Below are 21,824 nucleotides of genomic sequence, written 5' to 3'. Positions count from 1 at the left end.
CACAACCTAGCGCGCCAGCACCACCGGCCCGTCGGGGTGTCCGAGCCGCTCGAGCTTCTCGGGGTTGCGGACGACGTAGATGCCGGTGACCGCGCCGTCCTCGACCAGCAGCGTGGCCACCGTGTCCAGGACGCCGTCGATGACGAAGCGCAGCGCGGGCGAGCCGTTGACCTCGACCGCGTCCATCCGCACGTCGCCGCCCTCGGGCACGACCCCCAGCAGGAACCGCAGCACCTTGTCGCGGCCGGTGATCGGCCGGCGCGCCGCGGAGCGCAGGCCCCCGCCGTCGCTGGTGAGCACCACGTCGGGTGCCAGCGCCTCCACCAGCGACGCGAGGTCACCGGTCCTCGCCGCGGCGAGGAACCGGTCGACCACGGCCCGCTGCTCCGCGCGGCTCACGCTGACCCGCGGGCGGCGCGCCTCGACGTGGCTGCGCGCGCGGTGCGCGACCTGGCGCACCGCGGCCGGTGACTTGTCCACGGCGGCCGCGATCTCGTCGTACGGCACGTCGAAGACCTCGCGCAGCACGAACACCGCCCGCTCGGTCGGTGTGAGGGTCTCCAGGACGAGCAGCATCGCGGTGGAGACGCTGTCGGCCAGCTCGACGTCCTCGGCGACGTCGGGGACGGTGAGCAGCGGCTCGGGCAGCCACGGGCCGACGTAGGCCTCCCGGCGCCGGGCGAGGGTCCGCAGCCGGTTGAGGCCCTGCCGGGTGACGACGCGGACGAGGTACGCCCGCGGGTCGCGCACCTCCGCGAGGTCCACCTCGGCCCAGCGCAGCCACGCCTCCTGCAGCACGTCCTCGGCGTCGGCGGCCGACCCCAGCAGCTCGTAGGCGACGGTGAAGAGCAGGTTGCGGTACGTCGCGAAGTCGTCGGCGTGCGGATCGGCGTGCGTCACGGACGGACCGTAGCCAGCGGCAGCTCGCAGACGTCGGAGAAGCCCTGGCTCTGCAGGCCGGCGGCGGCGTTGAACCGGGAGCGCATGTTCTCCAGCGCCACCATCTGGGTCAGCTCGACGACCGCCTCCGCGCCGAGCCGCTCGACGAGGCCGGCCACCATCGCGTCGGTGACCCGCAGCGGCGTCTCGCTCATCGCCTCGGCGTAGTCCATGACGTCGCGCTCGAGGTCGGTGAAGACCTCCGAGGTGCGCCACCGCGGCACCTCGCGCACCTTGGCGGTGTCCAGGCCCTCGTCGTGGGCGAGGAAGTAGCCGAAGTCCAGGCACCAGCTGCAGCCGATCGTGCCTGCGCTCGCGAGCAGCGCGTAGGACTTCAGGTGCGCGTCGAGGGCGTCGAACCGGGCCACCTTGGACTCCAGGGACAGCACCGCGCGGAGGGCCCTGCGGTGGTGCCAGAGGACGTAGGCGTTGTCGGGCACCTGGCCGTAGGTGCGGCGGGCGTAGGCCTCCATGACCCGGCCGTAGAGGCCGGTGACGGTGGCGCGGGGGATGCGGAACGTGCTGGGCATCGGAGCTCCTTCTCTCGGGTCTGCCCTCCAGACACCGGCCGGGCGGCGCGTGTGACATGCCGGTCCCGCGGACGTGTGAGAGTTGGCCCGTGCCGTCCCTGACCCACCAGGCCCTCGCGTGGGCCCTGCCCCGGCTCCGCCGCTCCCGCGACCTCGACTCGCCCGAGGCCGAGCGCGCCCGGCTGGAGCGGTGGCACGTCGGCACCGTCGGCCGGCCGCTGCCGACCAACGCGGTCCCGCGGTTCGCGCGGCGGTTCTCGGTGGTGCGGGAGGAGGTGCCGACCGACGGCGGGTCGTTCGCGTCGTACGTCCTCACCGCGCGGGGGACCTCGCCGACCCGGACGGTGGTCTACGTGCACGGCGGCGGGTACACCGCGGGGATCGACCCCTTCCACGTGCGGTACGCCGCGCGGCTGGCCGACCGGCTCGGCGTGCGCGTCGTCCTGCCCGACTACCCGCTCGCGCCCGAGCACACCTGGCGCGACTCCCACGACGCGCTGATCCGGCTGGCCGCGGAGTGGGGCGAGCGCTCCCCCGGCGGCACCGTGCTGGCCGGCGACTCCGCGGGCGGCGGGCTGGCGCTCGCGCTCGCCCTGTCCCTGCGGGACCGGGACCTGCCGCAGCCCGACCGGCTGCTGCTGCACTCACCGTGGGTGGACCTCAGCACCAGCACCCCCGAGACCGAGGCCTTCGACGCGGTCGACCCCTGGTTGTTCCTCGGCAAGCTCCGCGCGTACGCCGCGTGGTGGGCCGGCTCGCCGGACGACCTGGCCCGCCCCGAGGTCTCGCCGGCGCTCGGCGACCTCGCCGGCCTGCCGCCGGCCCTGGTCTTCCAGGGGACCCGCGACCTGCTCACCCCGGGCACCCGGCTGCTCGTCCGGCGGGCCCAGGAGGCCGGCTGGCCGCTGACCTACGTGGAGGAGCCGGACCTGCTCCACGTCTACCCCCTGCTGCCGCTCGTGCCCGAGGCCCGGCGCGCGTGGCGACGTACCGAGGAGTTCCTGCGATGACCCCCCGCACCCTGGTCGTGCCTTTCACCGACCTCTCGGCCACCGACGTGTACGCCGTCGCACGGCTGCGCCAGCAGGTCTTCGTGGTCGAGCAGGAGTGTCCCTACCCCGACCTCGACGGCCGCGACCCCGAGCCCGGCACCCGGCACGTGCTGCTCCTCGACGACTCCGCCCTGGTGGGCTACGCCCGGGTCCTCGACGACGGCGAACTGTGGCGCATCGGCCGGGTGCTGCTCGCCGTCCCCGCGCGCGGGCAGGGGCTCGCCGACGTCGTCATGCGCGCGGCGCTGGAGTCCTGCCCCGGCCGCGATGTCGTCCTCGACGCCCAGGCGCCCCTGGCCCGGTGGTACGCCACCTTCGGCTTCGCGCTCGACGGGCCGGAGTTCCTCGAGGACGGCATCCCGCACGTGCCGATGCGGCGACCTGTCGCGTGACTTCTGTGACTAGTGGGGTGGCTGTGACACGCAACATCCCAAGTAAACCTGGGATGTGGACGCTTCCCTGCCATTGCAACAGCCGCGAAGCAGCAAGATCCCAAGTAAACCTGGGATTCTGAACCGCCTCACACCGCCGAGAAGACGACCCCGTCGGAGGTGTCGGTGCGGGTGGCGCGGCCGCGGGCGACGAGCAGCTCGAGGTGGGCCTTGGTCTCCATGGCGGCCATGCCGCGGCTGAAGACGTCGAGGGTGTCGTACGCGTGCTCGTGGCGGGTCCAGCCGAGGTGGCCGGCGACCTGGTGGGCGGTGAGCGGTCCGGAGGAGAGCGCGGCCAAGGAGTCGGCGAGGCGGGTCTCGTGGTGGGCGAGCAGCTCGTCGACCCGGGTGTGGGAGGACGGCGCGACCGGCCCGTGCGCGGGGAGGATGGTCAGGTCCGGCAGCGAGCGGACCTTGGTCAGCGAGGCCATGAAGTCGCCCAGCGGCTCCTGGTCCATCGGCATGGTGAAGCCGATGGAGGGGGTGATCGTCGGCAGCACGTGGTCGCCGGCGAACAGCAGGCCGGCGTCCCGCTCGGCGTACACGTAGTGCCCGGGGGTGTGGCCCGGGGTGTGGACGGCGTCGACGGTGCGCGGGCCGACCTCGATCCGGGTGTCGCCCTCGAGCCAGGTGTCGGCGAACGCCCAGTGCGTCGGGTCCGGGAGCCGGTCCTCGTCGGACTCCTGCCCGGGGCTGTTCCACTCCTCGGCCAGCTCGGCGGCGCCCGCCGTGCGCAGCGCACCGGCGAAGGGGTTCTCGGTCATCGACGCCGCGTCCTGCATCAGCTCCAACGCCGGCCGGTCGCCCCGGCCGAGCGTGACGTCGACGCCGAGCTCGGTGCCCAGCACGCGGGCCAGGGTGTAGTGGTCGCGGTGCACGTGGGTGACGAGGAAGCGGCGGATATCGCCGAAGCCGGCGCCGATCTGCCCGAGGCACCGGTCGAGCAGCTCGCGGGCCTGCGGGATCGCCCACCCGCCGTCGACGAGCGTCAGCCCGTCGTCGGCGACGAGCACGTAGACGTTGATCGCCCGCAGCCCGTCCATCGGCAGCGGCAGCGGGATCCGGTGGATCCCCTCGGCGACCTGCCAGGCACCCTCCGCGGTCCAGTGCTCCCCGGAGTCGGGCGAGACGGCGTGCGCGGTCGAGGTGGTGGAGGAGGTCACCCGGCGGACCCTACGTCCCGGTTCACCCGGAGACGTCCGGCAGTCCCAGGTCCAGGTTGGGCGCCTGGATCCCGCCGTCGACCTCGAGCAGCTTGCCGGTGACGTACTGGCCCGCGCGCGAGCTGAGGTAGACCACCGCGGCGGCGACGTCCTCGGCCTCGCCGACCCGCCCCAGCGGGGTCTTGGTCTCGAGCTGGTCCATCATCTCCGGCACCCCGGCGACGAACTCCAGGGCACTGGTCATCACCGAGCCGACGTAGATGCCGTTGACCCGGATCCGCGGCGCGAGGTCGGTGGCCGCCAGCCGCGACCAGTGCGCGAGCGCGGCCTTGGCGGTGCCGTACGCCAGGTAGCCGCGCCCCGCGGAGCGGCCCATCATCGAGGAGATCGTGGTGATCGACTTCTGGCCCTCGGACCCCTTGAGCATCAGCGGCACCGCCGCGACGCTCAGCGCGTGGGCGGTGGAGACGTTGAAGTGGAACGCCTCCTCGAGGTAGTCGACGCTCGTGTCGAGGAAGGCGTTCGGGATGGTGCCGCCGACGTTGTTGACGACCGTGTCGAGCCGCCCGAACGCGTCGTACGCCGCGTGCGCGAGGCCGGCGACCGCGTCGAGGTCGCTGAGGTCGGCCGGTACGACGACGGCCCGGCGTCCCACGGCCCGGACCTGCTCCGCGACCCGCTCGAGTTGGTCGGCAGTGCGGGCGGAGACGACCACGTCCGACCCGGACTCGGCGAGCGCGACAGCGGTCGCCGCACCGATCCCGCGGCCGGCGCCGGTGACGACAGCGACCTGGTCGGTGGTGGTGAACCGGTCGAGGATCGTCATCGACCGGCACCCGTGACCAGGCCGCGACCGGTGACCAGCGGCAGGTCGACGGCGCGGACGATGCCGGGCTCGGCGGCGACGACGGCGGGCAGGGCGTTCACGATCCGCTGCGCGGTGGTGATCATGCCGCTGACGTTGTGGTCGCCGTGCTCGCCGTGGTGGAGGAAGTCGACCTGCATCATCGGCTCGCCGGTGATGCGGACGCGGTAGCAGCCGTCGGTGCCGGCCGGCGGGCGCTCCCAGTCGTCGTGCTCGGCGGCGTCGGTGCGGGTGACGTGCTCGAGCACCACGCGCGGCACGCCATCGACCTTGCCGATCACCTGGAAGCGCACCGCGCCCAGGGTCCCGGCGGCGATGTCGCCGGAGACCGAGCTGGTGTCCCGGGCGGCCGGGCGACGGTCCACCTCCTCGGTCAGCGGCTCGTCGAGGGTGACGTCGAGGGCGGCCGCGATCTGCCGCACGACGCTGCCCCACGCCATGGTGAGGATGCCGGGGTGCCAGAGCATGCCGAGCTCCTCCATCGGCTTGCCGAAGCCGAACATCTCGCCCATCACCACCGGCTGGTAGTAGGTCGAGTAGTCGCAGACCTCCAGCACGCGCACCTCGTCGATGCGCTGGGACAGGCTCGTCATCACCAGCGGCAGCACGTCGTTGGCGAACCCGGGGTCGATGCCGTTGACGTGCAGGCTCGCGCCCCCGCGGCGGCAGGCGTCCTCGATCCGCTCGATCATCTCCGGCGGCAGGATCCCCTCCGGCCACTGCAGCAGCACGGGTCCGCTGCTGGTCACGTTGATCCCCGCCTCGACGAAGCCGACCAGGTCCTCGATGCACTCGAAGACCCGGTCGTCGGCCATCGCGGTGTGCACGATCGCGTCGGGCGCCAGCGCGACCAGCGCGTCGCGGTCGGTCGTCGCCAGGATGCCCAGCTCGCGGCCGAGCTCGGCCAGCTCGCCGGCGTCGCGGCCGTCCTTGGCCGGGTTGGAGACCCACACCCCGACCAGCTCGAGGTCCGGGTGGGCGTCGATGCCGGCGATCGCGTGCCGGCCGATGGTCCCGGTCGACCAGACGACGACGCGCAGGGGCTTCTCGGGGATGACCTGTGACATGGGGCACAACTTAGAACACGTTCTAGATTTGCGGAAGGGTCGCCGACGTTGCTTGCAACGCGCCGTTCGCGGGTCTACCGCGTCGATCGGTCGGCGCGGTAGATCGTCGAACAGCGCGTTACAAGCCGCTCAGGCAGGCGAGGCGGTCAGCTCGAGGGCGACCGGGCAGCGAGTGCCGCCGTCGGCGTAGATGGTGGGCATGCACCGGTTGCAGTGGATGCAGACGCCCTCGACGGCGCGGCCGGCCTGCATCCGCGCCAGCAGGTCCGGCTCGCGGAGCAGGGCGCGGCCCAGGGCGACGTACTCGAAGCCGTCGGCCATCGCCTGCTGCATCGTCTCCAGCCGGTTGACCCCGCCGAGGAACATCAGCGGCATCGACAGCGCCTCACGGAACCGCAGGGCCTTGTCGCGGAAGTAGCCCTCGTGGAACTCATAGGACTTCATGAACGACCGGCCGACCGGCGTGCGCATCCCGAGCCGCACCGGCAGCGGCATGGCGGCGGCGAACTCCGCGACCGGGGTGCCGCCGCGGAAGAGGTACATCGGGTTCATCAGCGAGCTGCCACCGGAGAGCTGGAGCGCGTCGAGGTTGCCGTCGGCCTCGAGCAGCCGCGTCACCTCGAGCCCGGCCTCGGTGGTGACCCCGCCCTTGAAGCCGTCGGAGGTGGACACCTTCGCGGTCACCGCGACCTCGTCGCCGACCTCGTCGCGGACCGCGCGGGCGACCTGGCGGGCGAGGCGGGCACGGTTCTCCAGCGAGCCGCCCCAGCGGTCCCCGCGGCGGTTGAGGCCGGGCGCGAGGAAGGAGGAGATGAGGTAGCTGTGCGCCATGTGCAGCTCGAGCACGTCGAACCCGGCGCGGATCAACGTGCGCGCGGCGGCGACGTACGCCCGGGTCACCCGGGTCAGGTCGGCCTCGGTCGCCGACCGGATCATCTGCATCGACAGCGGGCTCGGCATGCCGCTGGCGGCGATCGCCCGGACGCCGTTGGAGCGGCCGTTGGCCACCGGGCCCGCGTGGCCCACCTGGCCCGCGATCGCGGCACCCTCGGCGTGCACGGCGTCGGCGAGCCGGGCCAGCCCGGCGAGGGTGTCCTCCCCGACCACGATCACCTCGCGGTGGGTGCGCCCCTCGGGCGCCACCGCCAGGTAGGCCACCGTGGTCAGCGCCACGCCGCCACGGACCGGCGCGAGGTGGTAGTCGATGAGCTCGTCGGTGACCTGCCCCTGCGGGGTGCGGCCCTCGAACGTCGCGGCCTTGACCGTCCGGTTGCGCAGGCGCACCGGGCCGAGGGTGGCGGGGGCGAAGACGTCGGGAGCGGTCACCCGCGAAACTGTAACGCGTTCCAGTTCTGCGGGCAGCCGTCACAATGACGGCATGACGACGGCGAGCACCGTGGTGGCGCGGCTGCGCGCCGCCGGGTGCGTCTTCGCCGAGGAGGAGGCCGAGCTGCTGGTCGGCCAGGCCGCCGACGCCACCGACCTCGACCGCCTCGTCGCGGCCCGCGTCGCCGGCCTCCCGCTGGAGCAGGTGCTGGGGTGGGCGGAGTTCGCCGGGCTGCGGGTGGTGGTCGAGCCGGGCGTCTTCGTCCCCCGGCGGCGTACGACGCTGCTGGTGCGGCTCGCGCTCGACCGGCTGGCGCGGCGCGCGGCCGGCGCGGTGGTCGTCGACCTGTGCTGCGGCTCCGGCGCGGTGGCCGCCGCCGTCCGCGCGGCCCGGCCCGACGCCGACGTGCACGCGGCTGACCTCGACCCGGCGGCCGTCGCCTGCGCGCGGCGGAACCTGCCCCCGGCCACGGTGCACGAGGGCGACCTCTTCGACGCCCTGCCGCGCCACCTGCTCGGCCGGGTGGACGTGCTGGTCGCGAACGCGCCGTACGTCCCGACCGGCGACGTCGCCCTGATGCCGCCCGAGGCGCGCGACCACGAGCACCGCGTGGCCCTCGACGGCGGTGGCGACGGCCTCGACGTCCAGCGCCGGGTGGCCGCCGGCGCGACGCCGTGGCTGGCGCCCGGCGCGACCGTGCTGGTCGAGACCGGTCGCCACCAGGCGGAGCGCTCGGCCGCGCTGCTGCGCGCCGCGGGCCTGCGGACCGAGATCGTCCTCGACGACGAGGTGGGCGGCTGCGCCGTGCTCGGACGGTAGACGTTTCAACCGTCCGCGGCCCGGGGAGGACTCGTCCGTCGACGGCTCCCGTCCGGGGAGGCTGCGCAGGGCCATGGGGGGCGCACTGCGCGGAGGGAGCCGTCGGCGGAGGACCAGCGCGACGCGAGCACCCGGCGGGGATACCGTCGCCCGCATGACCCCGGACACCCACGAGCACCCCTCGGCCACGCGGCCGCTCGAGGCGGGTGTGCGCACCGACTTCCACGGCGCGATGAGCTACGGCCGCTACCTCGACCTGGACCGGCTGCTCGCGGCCCAGCACCCACGCAGCCGGCCCGAGCACCACGACGAGCTGCTCTTCATCATCCAGCACCAGACCTCCGAGCTGTGGCTGAAGCTGGTGCTCCACGAGCTGCGCGAGGCGCGGGCGCTGATGGACCGCGACCAGCTCGCCCCGGCGCTGAAGTGCCTGGCCCGGGTCAAGGCGACGATGCGCACGCTGATCCAGCAGTGGTCGGTGCTCGCGACGCTCACGCCGCGGGAGTACTCCGAGTTCCGCGGCGCCCTCGGCAGCAGCTCGGGGTTCCAGTCCCACCAGTACCGCGCGGTCGAGTTCCTGCTGGGCAACAAGGCGCCCGGCATGCTGCGGGTCTTCGAGTCCGAGCCCGAGGCGCACGCCCTGCTGTCCACGCTGCTGGAGGAGCCCACGCTGTACGACGCGTTCCTGCGGCTGCTCGCCCGCCAGGGCCTCGCCGTGCCGGCCGACGTGCTGGAGCGCGACGTCCGGGAGCCGTGGACCTTCCGCGAGGACCTGGTGCCGGTCTTCCGGCGGGTCTACGAGGAGCGCGACCTGCCCTGGGGCCTCTACGAGGCGTGCGAGGACCTCGTCGACCTCGAGGACGACGTCCAGGAGTGGCGCTTCCGGCACCTGCGGACCGTGCAGCGGACCATCGGCTTCCAGCGCGGCACCGGCGGGTCCTCCGGCGTCGACTTCCTGCGCCGGGCGCTGGACCTCACCTTCTTCCCCGAGCTGTACGCCGTGCGCAGCGAGGTGGGCGCGTGAGCGCGCGGCCGACGTCGGCCGAGCTCGACGCGCGCGACCCGCTCGCGGCGTACCGCTCCCGCTTCGTCGGCGCCGAGGACCCCTCGGTGGTCGCCTACCTCGACGGCAACTCGCTGGGCCGGCCGGTGGCGACCGTGGCGGGGCGGCTGGCGGAGTTCGTCGAGGGCGCGTGGGGCGACCGGCTGATCCGCAGCTGGGACGAGTCCTGGATGGACGAGCCGACGCGGGTCGGCGACCGGCTCGGCCGGGTGGTCCTCGGCGCCGGCCCCGGCCAGGTCGTCGTCGGCGACTCGACCTCGGTGCTGCTCTACAAGCTCCTGCGGGCGGCCGTTGACGCGCGGCCCGGCCGGCGCGAGGTGGTCGTCGACCGCGACAACTTCCCCACCGACCGCTACCTGGTCGAGGGGGTCGCCGCCGAGTGCGGGCTCGAGGTCCGCTGGGTCGAGGCGCACCCCGACGCCGGCGTCACCGCCGACGACCTCGTGCCTGCGCTCGGCCCGCGGACGGCCCTGGTGCTGCTCAGCCACGTCGCGTTCCGGTCCGGCCACGTGGCCGACGGGGCGGCGCTCACCACCCTGGTCCACGACGCCGGCGCGCTCGTCGTCTGGGACCTCAGCCACTCGGCCGGGTCGGTCGAGGTCGAGCTCGACGCGTGGGGCGCGGACCTCGCGGTCGGCTGCACCTACAAGTACCTCAACGGCGGCCCCGGCTCCCCCGCCTTCGCCTACGTCCGCGCCGACCTGGTGCCGGAGGTCCAGCAGCCGCTGTGGGGCTGGATGGGCCACGCCGACCCGTTCGCGATGGGGCCGGGCTACGAGCCCGCCCCCGGCATCCGGCGGATGCTCACCGGGACCCCGCCGGTGCTCGCGATGCAGCCGCTGCAGGCGATGCTCGACCTCGTCGAGGAGGCCGGCATGCCGGCGGTCCGCGCGAAGGCGATGGCGCTGACCGAGCACGCGGTCGCGCTCGCCGACGAGCGGCTGGCGACGTACGGCGTCCGGCTGGCGAGCCCGCGGGACCCCGCCGGGCGCGGGGCGCACGTGATGCTCGAGCACCCGGCATTCCGGGAGGTGACCGCCCTGCTCTGGCAGCGGGGGGTCGTGCCCGACTTCCGGCCGCCGTCGGGCCTCCGGGTCGGGCTCTCCCCGCTCAGCACGAGCTTCGTCGAGGTCGAGCGGGGGATCGACGCCGTGGCCACCGCGCTCGGGGAGCTCACCGCCTGAGCGGGCGGGTCACCCCTTCGTCGGGTCGTGGCCCCAGTTCATCAGCGAGTAGCGCCAGTCGCTGTGCTCGACGTCCTTGTCCGGCCCCTGGGCGAGGTGGCGGTGCACGTAGCCGACGACCTTGCGCATGTGCGCGACGTCGGCGTCGGTCAGGTCGCCCTTCTTGGTGCGCAGGATCCCCACGATGCGCTTCCCCGACTTGTGGCCGGTGGACTCGCCGCCGCCGGACTTCTGGCCGACGCGCCGGGAGTCGTCGCTCTCCAGCCACGACTCCAGCTCCGAGGCGGTCATGTTGACCGCCTCCTTCCAGTCGTCCCAGACCTCGTCGAGGCCCTCGGCGCTCATCGCGCGACCTGGACGGGCTGGACGGGCTGGACGACCGGCGCCATGGTCTTGCCGAAGTCGGCGTCGTCGTCGCCCTCCTGGCTGTCCACGCCGAGGCAGACCAGCAGCACGGCGCCGATCGTGGCGACGGCGAGGATGCCGTGGATCGCCATCGCCGAGGTCGGGATCCGGTCCTCGACAGTGTGCTCGGCGTCCTTGCGGGAGCCCAGCGTCTTGACCAGCAGGACGTCGCCGATGCCGGCGCCGGCGATCAGCACGACCAGGGTGATCCACGCCAGCGACTGCTGGCCCGCGGCGAGGTAGGCGATCCACAGCGCCAGCCCGGCGAGCCCGAAGAGCGGGTGCACGAACGTGGCGAACGGCGGCAGCTTGCTCGTGAGCTGACCGGGCTCGGCCTCGGCCCGCGAGCGGGCCGCGCCGAGGGTGAAGCTGAACATGTAGGCACCAAAGAACGCCGTGGCCGCCCACAGCCCGAGCACCAGCTGTGCCATGTGCATGTCCTCCTGAGACGGTTCGTGAAGTCCTCCGGGCGGTGCCCAGGGAGTGCCCGGCGCACTCCTCCCCGCCGGGGTGGGGCTGGTCGTGCGGCCGCGGGGTACCCCCGGTATGTCCCCGACCCGATCAAGGAAGGAGCCCGTGATGGATGCCACCCACACCGGCCCGGCCGGACCGTCCAAGGCCGTCCCGTTCCTCCGCACCGCCGCGCTCGTGTACGGCGCGGTCTTCCTGCTCGTCGGCATCGCCGGCTTCATCCCCGGCATCACGACGAACTACGACCAGCTCGAGATCGCCGGCCACGAGAGCCACGCGAAGCTCCTCGGCGTCTTCCAGGTCTCGGTCCTGCACAACGTCGTCCACCTGCTCTTCGGCGTCGTCGGGCTCGCCGTGGCCCGCAAGGCCACCGCCTCCGCGGCGTACCTCGCCGGCGGCGGCCTGGTCTACCTCCTGCTGTGGGTCTACGGCCTCGCGATCGGCCACGGCAGCGACGCGAACTTCGTGCCGCTGAACAACGCCGACAACTGGCTGCACCTCGTCCTCGCCCTGACGATGCTCGGCCTCGGCTTCGTCGGCTACCGCGCGCTGCGCGGCCCGGTCGGCGGGCAGTACCCCGCCTGACCGACGGCTCGTCGGTCACGGGGGCCTACCCTCGGCGCCCGTGACCGACCACGAGCAGCTGATCGAGCTGCACAGCGACGACCTCCACCTCGCCCTCGCCCCGCTCGGCGCCCGCGTCCACCGGCTGCGCGCCCGCGACGGCGGGGGCGCGTGGCGTGACGTCGTCCTCGGGCTGCCGCGGGTGGCCGACCACCTCGACGACGACCGCTACCTCGGCGCGACCGTGGGCCGGTACGCCAACCGGGTCGCGCGCGGCGAGCTGGTCGTCGACGGCACGACGCACCAGCTGCCCATCAACGACCGCGGGCACACCCTGCACGGCGGCCCGGACGGCTACGACCGGCGCACCTGGGCCGTCGTCGCCTCCAGCCCGACCTCCGCCGAGCTGGAGCTGGTCAGCCCGGACGGCGACCAGGGGTTCCCCGGCACGGTGACGGTGCGCGCTCGCTTCGAGGTGCGGGACCGCACCCTGCGGACGTCGTACGCCGCGAGGACCGACGCCCCGACGGTGGTCTCGCTGTCCAGCCACGCCTACTACCGCCTCGGCGGGGAGACGGCGGCCGACCACGAGCTGACGCTGCACGCGGACGCCTACCTCCCGGTCACCGACGGCGTGCCGACCGGGGAGGTCGCCGACGTCGCCGGCACGCGCTTCGACCTCCGGTCGGGCGGCCGGCCCGGCGACCTGGACCACCCCTTCGTGGTCCGCGGGTGCGAGAACGGCTGGTCCCCCGGAGGTCCGCTCCGCGAGGTGGCCCGGCTGCGCGGCCACGGCCTGGTGCTGGAGCTCGCCGCCGACCAGCCCGGCGTGCAGGTCTACACCGCCGGGGCCTTCGACCGCCCGCCGCACGCGCCGTACGCCGGCATCGCGATCGAGCCCCAGCTGCACCCCGACACCCCGCACCACCCGGAGTGGCCCTCGGCGGTCCTGCGCCCCGGGGAGACCTACCGGTGGACCAGCGAGGTCACGATCACGCCCGACCGTTGACATTAGTTCGAGTGTCGTACTTAATAGCCGGGTGACCCTCGTCCTCGGCGTCGACACCTCGACCCAGTCCACCAAGACGCTGCTCGTCGACGCCGCCGACGGCACCGTCGTCGACAGCCGCTCGGTCGCCCACCCGCCCGGCACCGAGGTCGACCCGCGGGCGTGGCCCGCGGCGTACGACGAGGCCGTCGCCGGCCTCGGCGCGCGGGCCGGCGAGGTCGCCGCGGTGGCGATCGGCGGCCAGCAGCACGGCATGGTCGCCCTCGACGAGGCCGGCGAGCCGGTCCGCGACGCGCTGCTCTGGAACGACACCCGCTCCGCGTCGGCCGCCGCCGAGCTGATCGCCGAGATGGGCGGGCCACAGGCGTGCGCCGACGCGATCGGCAGCGTGCTGGTCGCCTCGTTCACCTCCACCAAGCTGCGTTGGCTGCGCGACGCCGAGCCGGAGAACGCCGCCCGGGTCGCGCAGGTGCTGCTCCCCCACGACTACCTGTCGCGGCACGTCGCGGCGCCCGGCACCGAGGCATTCACCGACGGCGGCGACGCGTCGGGCACCGGCTACTTCGCCACCCCGGAGGGCCGCTGGCGTCCCGACCTCGCCGAGGCCGCGCTCGGCCGGCCCTTCGCGCTCCCGCGCGTCGTGGCGCCGGGCGCCGTCGCCGGGGAGACCGCGACCGGCGCGGTGCTGGCCGGCGGCACCGGCGACAACATGGCCGCCGCCCTCGGCATGGCGCTCGAGCCGGGCGACGTCCTGCTCTCGATCGGCACCTCCGGGGTCGCCTCCGCGATCAGCGCGACGCCGGTGGCCGACGGCAGGGGCGTGCTGACCGGCTTCGCCGACGCCAGCGGCGGCTTCCTGCCGATGGTCACCACGATGAACGCCGCCGGGATCCTCGACCTCCAGGCCCGCTGGCTCGACGTCGACCACGCCGGGCTCGCCGACCTCGCCCTGGCCTCCACGCCGGGCGCCGGCGGGGTCACCCTCCTGCCGTACTACGGCGGCGAGCGCACCCCGAACCGTCCCGCCGCCACCGGAACCTGGACCGGGCTCACGCCGGCCACCACCCGCGCCGACCTGGCGCGCGCGGCGTACGAGGCCCTGCTCTGCTCCCTCGCCGACGCCGTCGACCAGCTCGTCGCCGCCACCGGCACCGACCCGCGCCGCGTGCTGCTCGTCGGTGGCGCCACCCGCAGCCCCGCCCTGCAGGCGCTCGCCCCGGCCGTCCTCGGCCGCCCGGTCACGCTCCCGCCGCCCGGGGAGTACGTCGCCCTCGGCGCCGCCCGGCAGGCCGCCTGGGCCCTCGCCGGCACCGACGCCCCGCCCACCTGGCCACTGCCGGGCACCCGGCTGCTCGAGGCCGACCCCACCCCGCACGTGCGTGAGGCGTACGCCGCCCTGCGCGACCGCCCCTGACCACCCGTCCGTCCCCGTCCGTCCCCGACCGTCCCCCGACCAGCCGGAACCACCTCCGGACCCACCCCTCGGAAGGCACCCCATGAGCATCGAGATCCCCACCCCCACCCCGGAGGACAAGTTCTCCTTCGGCCTCTGGACCGTCGGCTGGCAGGGCGTCGACCCGTTCGGCACCGCCACCCGCCCGCCGATGGACACCGTCTACGCCCTCGAGAAGCTCGCCGGGCTCGGCGCCTACGGCGTGAACTTCCACGACGACGACGTGATCCCGTTCGGCAGCGACGACGCGACCCGCCAGCAGATCATCGACCGGTTCAAGAAGGGCCTGGCCGACACCGGGCTCGTCGTCACCACCGCCACCACCAACCTGTTCACCCACCCGGTGTTCAAGGCCGGCGGCTTCACCAACAACGACCGCGACATCCGCCGCTTCGCGATCCGCAAGGTGATGCGCAACGTCGACCTCGCCGCCGAGCTCGGCGCGAAGGTGTACGTCGCCTGGGGCGGCCGCGAGGGAGCGGAGTACGGCGCCTCGCAGGGCACCGCGACCGCGCTGGACCGGATGAAGGAGGCCTTCGACCTGCTCGGCCAGTACGTCGTGGACCAGGGCTACGACCTGCGCTTCGCGATCGAGCCGAAGCCGAACGAGCCCCGCGGCGACATCCTGCTCCCCACCGTCGGCCACGCGATGGCGTTCATCGAGCGCCTCGAGCGCCCCGAGCTGGTCGGGGTGAACCCCGAGATCGGCCACGAGGAGATGGCCGGGCTCAACGCCGCGGCGGGCTACGCCCAGGCGCTGTGGCAGGGCAAGCTCTTCCACATCGACCTCAACGGCCAGAACGGCCCGAAGTACGACCAGGACCTCCGCTTCGGCGCGGGCAACGTCCGCGGTGCGTTCTGGGTGGTCGACACCCTCCTCGCCGGCGGCTACGACGGCCCGGTGCACTTCGACTACAAGCCGGTCCGCACCGAGGACGACAACGGCGTGTGGGTGACCGCCGAGGCGAACATGCGCAACTACCTGATCCTGCGCGAGAAGGTGAAGGCGTTCCGCGCCGACCCGGAGGTGCAGGCGGCGCTCGAGGCCGCGAAGCTCCCCGAGCTGGCCCAGCCCAGCCTCGGCGACGGCGAGGGCTGGCAGCAGCTCCTCGAGTGGGACCTCCCCGACCCCGAGGTCCTGGCCCAGCGCGGCGCCGGCTTCGAGCTGCTGGACCAGCTCGCGCTGGAGCACCTGTACGGCGTGCGCTGAGCGTGACCACCGGCCCCGGCGGCGGCACCGGCCAGCTGCGCCGCGCCAACACCGCGGCCGTGCTGCAGTCGCTGCGCCGGCTCGGACCCGCCTCGCGGGCCGAGCTGGCGCAGCGCACGGGGCTGGCCAAGGCGACGGTCGGCGCGATCGCCGCCGACCTCGAGGAGGCCGGCGCCGTCGTCGAGGAGCCGCCCGCCCCGGCCGGTCCCGGCCAGCCCGCCCGGGGCCGGCCGAGCCGTCCGCTGTCCCTGCGCGCCGGCGCCCACCTGGGGCTGGGTCTGGAGCTCAACGTCGACTACGTCTCGGCCGTCGTGGTCGACCTCGCCGGCGGCGTGCTGGCCAGCGAGTCGCGCCCGGCCGGCGAGGACCGGCTCGAGGTGCTGCTCGCGCTGGCCGCCGAGCTGCGCGCGGCGCACCCCGGGCGCCTGCTGGGCGCGACCGTCGCGGTCCCCGCGCTGGTCCGCGACGACGACCGCACGGTCGCCTGGGCGCCGAACCTCCCGCTCCGCGGCGACACCCTGGTCGCCCACCTGGCCGAGGCGCTGGGCTGCGAGGTCCGCGTCGTCAACGACGCCAACTGCGCGGCGTACGCCGAGGCCCACCACGGCGCCGCCCGCGGCGTCGACCACGCGCTCTACCTGACCGGCACCGTCGGGATCGGCGCCGGGATCGTGGTCGGCGGGCAGCTCGTGCAGGGGGCCGCGGGCTTCGCCGGCGAGGTCGGCCACATGCCCGTCGGGGACCCCGCAGCCCCCTGCGGCTGCGGGCGCCGCGGCTGCTGGGAGGCCTCGATCGGCCTGCACGCCGTGCTGGACGCGCTCGGCATGCCGGAGCTGGACACCCCGCTCACCACCGCCGCCGCGGTCGCCGCCCGCGCCGTCGACGACCCGGCCGCCCGCGCCACCGTCGAGCGGGTCGGCCACGACCTCGGGCTGGGCCTGGCGATCCTCACCGGCGTGCTCGACCCGGCCGTGGTCGTCCTGGGTGGGTACTTCGTGCCGCTCGGCGACCTCGTCCTCGACCCGGCCCGCCGGGTGCTCGACGCGCGCCTGGCCTCCGACGTCCAGGTGCGGCCCGAGCTGCGGCTGGGCACGCTCGACCTGCGCGCCGCGGCGCTGGGTGCCGCCGAGCAGTCGCTCGCCGGCGTCCTCGGCGGGACGGCCGACCTGCCCGCCTGCGAGCTCGCCGGCGGCTAGCCGGCGAGCTGGTCGCCGACGCCGACGAGGGCCGTGCCGAGCGCGGCGACGGGGTCGACGAAGAGCGGCTCGAGCGCGATCTCCGCCGCGCCCTGGAGCACCGAGTCCGAGCCCAGCCCGGGCAGGGAGAGGGTGACCGACTCCAGCGGGGCCGGCAGCGCGCGCTCGGCGAGGGCGCCGTCGACCTCGTGGCGGACCAGGGCGTAGAGCGAGTCGAGGTAGCCGCCGAGGACGACGAGCCGGGGGTTGAACGCGTTGACGATCGAGGCCAGGCCGTAGCCCAGCGCCTTGCCGGTCGCTCCGAGCGCGCGGGGGGACCCGGCGTACTCGTCGAGCACGTCGCCGAGGGTGACCACCTCGGACTCCGGGCACCCGATCGCCTGCGCGATCGCGTGGGCGCCGACCTCGGTCTCCCAGCAGCCGATGTTGCCGCAGTGGCACAGCCGGCCCTCGGGCGCGAACGGCAGGTGGCCGACCTCGCCGGCGTACCCGCCCGCGCCCTCGAGCCGGACGCCGCCGGTGATGACGCCCGCGCCGACGCCGACGTTGCCGGAGATGTAGATCAGGTCGTCGACCCCGACCCCGGCGCCCCGGCGGTGCTCCGCGAGCGCGCCGAGGTCGGCGTCGTTCGCGAGCTGCACGGGGATGTCCACGCCGAGCGCGGCCAGCACGATCGCCCCGAAGGAGACGTCCTGCCACTCGAGGTTCGGCGCCAGGCGGACCAGACCGTCGCTGCGGCGGACCAGGCCGGGGATCGAGATGCCGATGCCGATCAGCGGCGCCGAGGGCGGGGCCGCCTCGACCACGCGGCGGATCAGGCCGGCCACCGCTGAGCCGACCTGCCACGCCTCGCTGCCGCCGGTGGGGATCGGGACCGAGCCCCGCTCCACGACCTCGCCGCCCAGGGCGACGCGCGCGACGACCGCGCGGTCGACGCCGAGGTCGACCGCGACGACGTACGGCCCCACGCCGGCCAGCCGCACCTCCGCCGAGGGCCGGCCCGCCCCCGAGCGGGCCCCCACGGGGAGGGCCCGCTCGACGACGCCGAGCGACTCCAGCTCGCCGACCAGGTCGGCGATCGTGCTGCGGTTGAGCCCCATCGAGGTGGTGAGCTCGGCGCGCGAGATCTGCCCCGCGCCGTGCACGTGGCGCAGCACCGTGCCGAGGTTGTGTCGCCGCACAGCCTCCTGGTTGGTGCCGAGGCCGGCGCGCCGCGGGGTGCTCACCCCGTCCCTAGACGCCGGCCGCGGACCGACGACGGCGCGAGACCGCGTCGACGCTGGCTGCCAGGAGCAGGACCCCGCCGGTGACGAGGAAGTTGATGTAGCTCGCCTGGTTGAGCAGGCCCAGGCCGTTGGGGATGGTCGCGATCACCAGGCCGCCGACGACGGCGTCGATCGCGCGACCGCGACCGCCGAAGAGGCTGGTGCCGCCGATGACCGCGGCGCCCACGGCGTACAGCAGCTCGTTGCCGCCACCGGAGCCCGGGGAGACCTTGCCGGTGTACGACGCGGCGAGCAGGCCGCTGATGGCCGCCATCGAGGAGGCGATCACGAAGGCCGCGATCTTGATCCGCGTGACGTTGATGCCGGCGCGGCGGGCCGCCTCGGCGTTGCCGCCGACGGCGTAGAGGTGCCGGCCGAAGCGGGTCCGGGTGAGGACGAAGGTCCAGAACAGCAGCAGCGCGATGACGACCGGGGCGACCCACGGGATGCCGCTGATGGTGAACAGGTCCGGGTTCGGGGCGCGGTTGGCGCTGAGCAGCGCGGTGAGCCCGAGGACGATCACCGCGAGCACGACGATCTGGATCACCACGAGCGCGATCGGCTTGTGGACCAGGCCGCGGGCGGCCCGCGAGCGGTACTGCACCAGCGAGATCGCCGCGAAGCCCAGGACGATCGCCGCAGCGGCTATCCACCCGGCGGTGACCGGGACGTTCTCGATCGACAACCCGCGCAGGACCTTGTCGTCGAAGCGCAGCGAGCCGCCGGAGCCGATGAGCTTGAGCGGCACGGCCTGCAGGGCGAGGAAGAACGCCAGCGTGACGACGAACGACGGGATGCCGAGGAACGCCACCAGCGAGCCGATCACGGCGCCGATGAGGGCACCGACCGCGATGCCGGCGATGGTGGCGAGCCACCACGGCCAGTCGTGGTCGATCATCACCAGGGCGCTGATCGTGGCGGCGGCGCCGCCGGCCACACCGGCCGACAGGTCGATCTCGCCGAGGAGCAGCACGAAGACCAGGCCCATCGCGAGGACGCAGATGGAGCCGGCCTGCACGACCAGGTTGGCCATGTTGTACGTCGTGAGGAACCGGTCGTGGAGCGAGGCGAAGACGACGAACAGCACGACGAGGCCGAAGATCGCGGGGAGCGAGCCCATGTCGCCGCCGCGGATCCGGTTGAGGTAGTCGCGCGCCGAGTCGCCGATCGTCGCCGCCTGGCGGTTGTCGTTGTCGAAGCCGGCGGCGGCTGCCGGTCGCTGGTCGGTGGTGTCCGACTGGAGGGTCATCTGCTCGTCCTCAGATCGTGGCGGTCGCGTTGTCGCGGATGCCGAGGTCGCCGGAGCGGCCCGCGGTGATCAGCTCGACGACCTGGCTGTGGGTGACGTCCTTGGTCGGGACGTCGGCGGCGACGCGGCCGAGGTAGAGCGCGGTGATGCGGTCCGCGACCTCGAAGACGTCGCCCATGTTGTGCGAGATGAGCACGACGCCGAGCCCGCGGTCGGCCAGCCGGCGCACCAGGTCGAGGACCTGGCGGGTCTGGGCGACGCCGAGGGCTGCGGTCGGCTCGTCGAGGAGGACGACCTTGGAGTTCCACAGGACGGCCTTGGCGATCGCGACCGTCTGGCGCTGGCCGCCGGAGAGGCTCGAGACGCTCTGGCGCACCGACTTCACCGTGCGCACCGACAGCGACGCGAGGGTCTCGCGCGCCCGGGCCTCCATGGTGACCTCGTCGAGGCCGATGCCCTTGGTCTCCTCGCGGCCGAGGAACATGTTCTCGACGATGTCGAGGTTGTCGCACAGCGCGAGGTCCTGGTAGACGACCTCGACGCCGAGGCCCGCGACGTCGCGCGGCCCGTGGACGTTGACGGTCTCGCCCTCGAAGACGTACTCGCCGCTGTCGCGGCCGTAGATGCCGGCGATGATCTTGACCAGCGTGGACTTGCCGGCGCCGTTGTCACCGACGAGCGCGGTGACCTGGCCCGGGTAGACGGCGAAGTCGACGTCGTGCAGGACGTGCACCACACCGAAGCTCTTGTTGACCCCGCGCAGCTCGAGCAGCGGTTGTGTCATGAGGTCCTACTCCCTCGGAAAATGTTGTTCGAGTGAACGAAAGACGCCCGGGCCGCGGTGCGGCCCGGGCGCCGATCGGGGCAGGTCGCCGGCCGGTGGGCCGGCGACCTGCGGTGCCTGAGCAGCAGGCGTCAGGAGATGCCGGCGTCGGCGCAGAGCTTCTTGAACTCGCCGGTGCAGACGTCCTCGGCCTTCTGGCCGCCGTCCTCGATCACGTCGCCGACGTTGTCCTTGGTGATGGACTGCGGCTCGAGCAGGATCGACGGCACGTCGCGGCCGCCCTCGCTGTCGGTGGTCGTGCCGGTGGTCTCGGCCTCGTCACCGTTGACCAGCGCGATCGCGGCCTCGGCCAGCGCGTTGGCCTCCTGCGTGGCGGACTTGTAGACCGTCATGCACTGGGTGCCGGCGAGGACGTTCTGCAGGCCCTCGACGGTGGCGTCCTGGCCGGTGACCGGGACCTTGCCGGCCTGGCCGTTGCCCTCGAGGATGCCGATCGCGGCACCGGCGAGGCCGTCGTTCGCGGCGAGGACGCCGTCGACCTTGCCGTTGGCGGCGGTGTAGAGCTGCTGGAAGATCGTGGCGGCCTCCTCGTTGTCCCAGTCCGGGACGGCCTGCTCACCGACGACCTTGTAGTCCTTCTCGTCCAGGACGCTGTGGGCGCCCTCGGCGAAGAGGGTGGCGTTGTTGTCGGTCGGCGAACCGTTCAGGTAGACGATGTTCGCCGCCTTGTCGCCCAGGCAGTCGGCCAGGCCCTGGCCCTGGAGCTCGCCGACGACGGTGTTGTCGAAGGAGACGTAGTACTCCGCCGAGCCGCCCAGCGTGAGCCGGTCGTAGTCAATGGTGGCGACGCCCTGCGAGGACGCCTTCTCCTGGATCGCCGCGCCCGACTCGGAGTCGAGGTTGACGATCGCCAGGACGGTGACGCCGTTGCCGATCATGGAGTCGGCGATCTGGGTCATCCGCTCCGCGTCGCCCTCGGCGTTCTGGATGTCGTACTCGACACCGGCCTCGTCGAAGGCCGCCGCCAGTGCCGGGCGGTCGGCGCTCTCCCAGCGCACCGACGACTCGGTGTCGGGCAGGATGACGCCGATCTTGCCGTCGGCGCTGGCGCCCGAGGACGAGCTCTCGCCGCTGCTGGCGGTGTCCCCGCCGTCGTCGTTCCCGCAGGCCGTGACGGTCATGGCCAGCCCCATCAGGGCTGCCAGGGCCAGGCTGTGCTTCCGCTTCACGCGATCCGCCTCCTCAGCGATCTCCGCGCCCGCTCTACCGACCTCCGGAGGGCATCGCGCGTTTGTTGTGCGGCACAACATATGAGGTGACCGCAGTCACGTCCAGAGGTAGCGCCCAGGTTGTCCGGACGTTTCCAAACCGTTACTTGACGCCTCGTGGCCGCGGCGGCCCGTCCGGCCCGGCTCAGGCGCTGTCGGCGACCGCGCGGCTGATCGCCCCGGCGATGGCGTGCGGGTCGCCGACCTCGACGACCAGCTCGTCGTGGCGCTGGCCCGCCAGCACCACGCGGAGCGCGGGGCGGCGCGGCCGGACGGCGACCAGGAGCCGGGAGGAGCCGCGCCAGGTGCCGACGAGGCGGTGGCCCGGCAGCGCGTAGCCCGGCGCCCGCACCCCGCGCACCGCGGTGCGGGCGGGGTCGACCACGTCGACGGAGGTCACCGCCGAGATCGGGACGTCCACGTCGCGGAGCAGGCCGAGGATCTTCTCGGCCCGGGTGAGCCGCAGGGAGAGGACGTCGTCGTGCACGGTCACGGTGGCCACGACCCGAT

General features: G+C 73.9%; 23 protein-coding genes. 10 read left to right on the top strand and 13 right to left on the bottom strand.

Translation table 11 applies throughout. The annotated features are described in order from the left end of the window. Positions 1–6: 6 nt before the first annotated feature. Both OSR43_RS02570 and OSR43_RS02565 read right to left on the bottom strand, forming a co-directional pair. Complete coding sequence (locus OSR43_RS02570) at positions 7–900, bottom strand: RNA polymerase sigma-70 factor (RefSeq protein ID WP_302269443.1); 894 nt, start codon at positions 898–900, stop codon at positions 7–9. Then, the gene (locus OSR43_RS02565) at positions 897–1,469 is read right to left on the bottom strand and encodes a carboxymuconolactone decarboxylase family protein (protein ID WP_302269442.1); all 573 of its coding nucleotides are present in this window, start codon (positions 1,467–1,469) and stop codon (positions 897–899) included. Before OSR43_RS02565 ends, OSR43_RS02570 begins: the two co-directional genes overlap by 4 nt. A gap of 89 nt (positions 1,470–1,558) precedes the next feature. Between OSR43_RS02565 and OSR43_RS02560 the strand changes: the two genes are divergently transcribed. Continuing rightward, on the top strand, positions 1,559–2,479 hold the full coding sequence (locus OSR43_RS02560) for an alpha/beta hydrolase (protein WP_302269441.1): 921 nt from the start codon (positions 1,559–1,561) through the stop codon (positions 2,477–2,479). Then, on the top strand, positions 2,476–2,913 hold the full coding sequence (locus OSR43_RS02555) for a GNAT family N-acetyltransferase (RefSeq protein WP_302269440.1): 438 nt from the start codon (positions 2,476–2,478) through the stop codon (positions 2,911–2,913). Before OSR43_RS02560 ends, OSR43_RS02555 begins: the two co-directional genes overlap by 4 nt. Positions 2,914–3,041: 128 nt before the next feature. Here the strand turns inward: OSR43_RS02555 and OSR43_RS02550 are convergent, their stop codons facing one another. The 4 genes from OSR43_RS02550 to OSR43_RS02535 all read right to left on the bottom strand — a co-directional run bounded on the left by OSR43_RS02550 (position 3,042) and on the right by OSR43_RS02535 (position 7,373). After that, positions 3,042–4,115 (bottom strand): MBL fold metallo-hydrolase, encoded by a 1,074-nt coding sequence (locus OSR43_RS02550; protein ID WP_302269439.1) that lies wholly within the window; start codon positions 4,113–4,115, stop codon positions 3,042–3,044. A 22-nt stretch (positions 4,116–4,137) separates the two neighbouring features. Beyond that, positions 4,138–4,941 (bottom strand): SDR family oxidoreductase, encoded by an 804-nt coding sequence (locus tag OSR43_RS02545; protein WP_302269438.1) that lies wholly within the window; start codon positions 4,939–4,941, stop codon positions 4,138–4,140. After that, positions 4,938–6,047 (bottom strand): diacylglycerol kinase, encoded by a 1,110-nt coding sequence (locus OSR43_RS02540; protein ID WP_302269437.1) that lies wholly within the window; start codon positions 6,045–6,047, stop codon positions 4,938–4,940. Before OSR43_RS02540 ends, OSR43_RS02545 begins: the two co-directional genes overlap by 4 nt. 129 nt (positions 6,048–6,176) lie before the next feature. Further along, positions 6,177–7,373, bottom strand: coding sequence for an NADH:flavin oxidoreductase (locus OSR43_RS02535; protein ID WP_302269436.1), 1,197 nt, complete (start codon positions 7,371–7,373; stop codon positions 6,177–6,179). A 52-nt stretch (positions 7,374–7,425) separates the two neighbouring features. On the opposite strand from OSR43_RS02535, the gene OSR43_RS02530 reads away from it, so the two are divergent. From OSR43_RS02530 to OSR43_RS02520, 3 genes are all read left to right on the top strand, one after another. Next, entirely contained in the window at positions 7,426–8,193 is a 768-nt protein-coding gene (locus OSR43_RS02530) for a putative protein N(5)-glutamine methyltransferase (protein WP_302269435.1), read from the top strand. Positions 8,194–8,347: 154 nt separating this feature from the next. Continuing rightward, positions 8,348–9,217, top strand: a complete 870-nt coding sequence (gene kynA, locus OSR43_RS02525; protein ID WP_302269433.1) for a tryptophan 2,3-dioxygenase — start codon at positions 8,348–8,350, stop codon at positions 9,215–9,217. After that, positions 9,214–10,440 carry a kynureninase gene (locus OSR43_RS02520; protein ID WP_302269432.1) on the top strand — a complete coding sequence of 409 codons (1,227 nt, stop codon included), beginning with the start codon at positions 9,214–9,216 and terminating at the stop codon, positions 10,438–10,440. The genes kynA and OSR43_RS02520 overlap by 4 nt, the downstream gene beginning before the upstream one ends. 9 nt (positions 10,441–10,449) lie before the next feature. Here the strand turns inward: OSR43_RS02520 and OSR43_RS02515 are convergent, their stop codons facing one another. Both OSR43_RS02515 and OSR43_RS02510 read right to left on the bottom strand, forming a co-directional pair. Then, on the bottom strand, positions 10,450–10,785 hold the full coding sequence (locus OSR43_RS02515) for a DUF3140 domain-containing protein (RefSeq protein WP_302269431.1): 336 nt from the start codon (positions 10,783–10,785) through the stop codon (positions 10,450–10,452). Continuing rightward, a complete protein-coding gene (locus OSR43_RS02510) occupies positions 10,782–11,276 on the bottom strand; it encodes a hypothetical protein (protein ID WP_302269430.1) in 495 nt (164 codons plus the stop codon). The genes OSR43_RS02515 and OSR43_RS02510 overlap by 4 nt, the downstream gene beginning before the upstream one ends. Positions 11,277–11,424: 148 nt before the next feature. Here OSR43_RS02510 and OSR43_RS02505 point away from each other — a divergent pair, with 148 nt between their 5' ends. From OSR43_RS02505 to OSR43_RS02485, 5 genes are all read left to right on the top strand, one after another. Beyond that, positions 11,425–11,901 carry a DUF4383 domain-containing protein gene (locus tag OSR43_RS02505; RefSeq protein WP_302269429.1) on the top strand — a complete coding sequence of 159 codons (477 nt, stop codon included), beginning with the start codon at positions 11,425–11,427 and terminating at the stop codon, positions 11,899–11,901. Positions 11,902–11,941: 40 nt separating this feature from the next. Further along, positions 11,942–12,889, top strand: a complete 948-nt coding sequence (locus OSR43_RS02500) for an aldose epimerase family protein (protein WP_302269428.1) — start codon at positions 11,942–11,944, stop codon at positions 12,887–12,889. Positions 12,890–12,920: 31 nt separating this feature from the next. Beyond that, positions 12,921–14,303 carry a xylulokinase gene (gene xylB, locus OSR43_RS02495; protein ID WP_302269427.1) on the top strand — a complete coding sequence of 461 codons (1,383 nt, stop codon included), beginning with the start codon at positions 12,921–12,923 and terminating at the stop codon, positions 14,301–14,303. An 82-nt stretch (positions 14,304–14,385) separates the two neighbouring features. Next, entirely contained in the window at positions 14,386–15,552 is a 1,167-nt protein-coding gene (gene xylA / locus OSR43_RS02490) for a xylose isomerase (protein ID WP_302269426.1), read from the top strand. Between the two features lie 2 nt (positions 15,553–15,554). Further along, positions 15,555–16,748 (top strand): ROK family transcriptional regulator, encoded by a 1,194-nt coding sequence (locus OSR43_RS02485; RefSeq protein ID WP_302269425.1) that lies wholly within the window; start codon positions 15,555–15,557, stop codon positions 16,746–16,748. Here OSR43_RS02485 and OSR43_RS02480 read toward each other — a convergent pair. The 5 genes from OSR43_RS02480 to OSR43_RS02460 all read right to left on the bottom strand — a co-directional run bounded on the left by OSR43_RS02480 (position 16,745) and on the right by OSR43_RS02460 (position 21,816). After that, positions 16,745–17,974, bottom strand: coding sequence for an ROK family transcriptional regulator (locus OSR43_RS02480; protein WP_302269424.1), 1,230 nt, complete (start codon positions 17,972–17,974; stop codon positions 16,745–16,747). The two genes, OSR43_RS02485 and OSR43_RS02480, sit on opposite strands and share 4 nt — an antisense overlap. A gap of 7 nt (positions 17,975–17,981) precedes the next feature. Next, positions 17,982–19,262, bottom strand: a complete 1,281-nt coding sequence (locus OSR43_RS02475) for a sugar ABC transporter permease (RefSeq protein WP_302269423.1) — start codon at positions 19,260–19,262, stop codon at positions 17,982–17,984. 10 nt (positions 19,263–19,272) lie between these two features. After that, positions 19,273–20,046: an ATP-binding cassette domain-containing protein gene (locus OSR43_RS02470; RefSeq protein ID WP_302269422.1), complete on the bottom strand. Its 774-nt coding sequence runs from the start codon at positions 20,044–20,046 to the stop codon at positions 19,273–19,275. 131 nt (positions 20,047–20,177) lie between these two features. Beyond that, entirely contained in the window at positions 20,178–21,275 is a 1,098-nt protein-coding gene (locus OSR43_RS02465; protein ID WP_302269420.1) for a sugar ABC transporter substrate-binding protein, read from the bottom strand. A gap of 184 nt (positions 21,276–21,459) precedes the next feature. Further along, positions 21,460–21,816, bottom strand: a complete 357-nt coding sequence (locus tag OSR43_RS02460; RefSeq protein WP_302269418.1) for a hypothetical protein — start codon at positions 21,814–21,816, stop codon at positions 21,460–21,462. Positions 21,817–21,824 lie beyond the last annotated feature (8 nt).

The sequence above is a fragment of the Nocardioides sp. Arc9.136 genome, assembly GCF_030506255.1.
GTDB lineage: Bacteria > Actinomycetota > Actinomycetes > Propionibacteriales > Nocardioidaceae > Nocardioides.
This window is presented reverse-complemented; position numbering and strand designations above follow the sequence as displayed.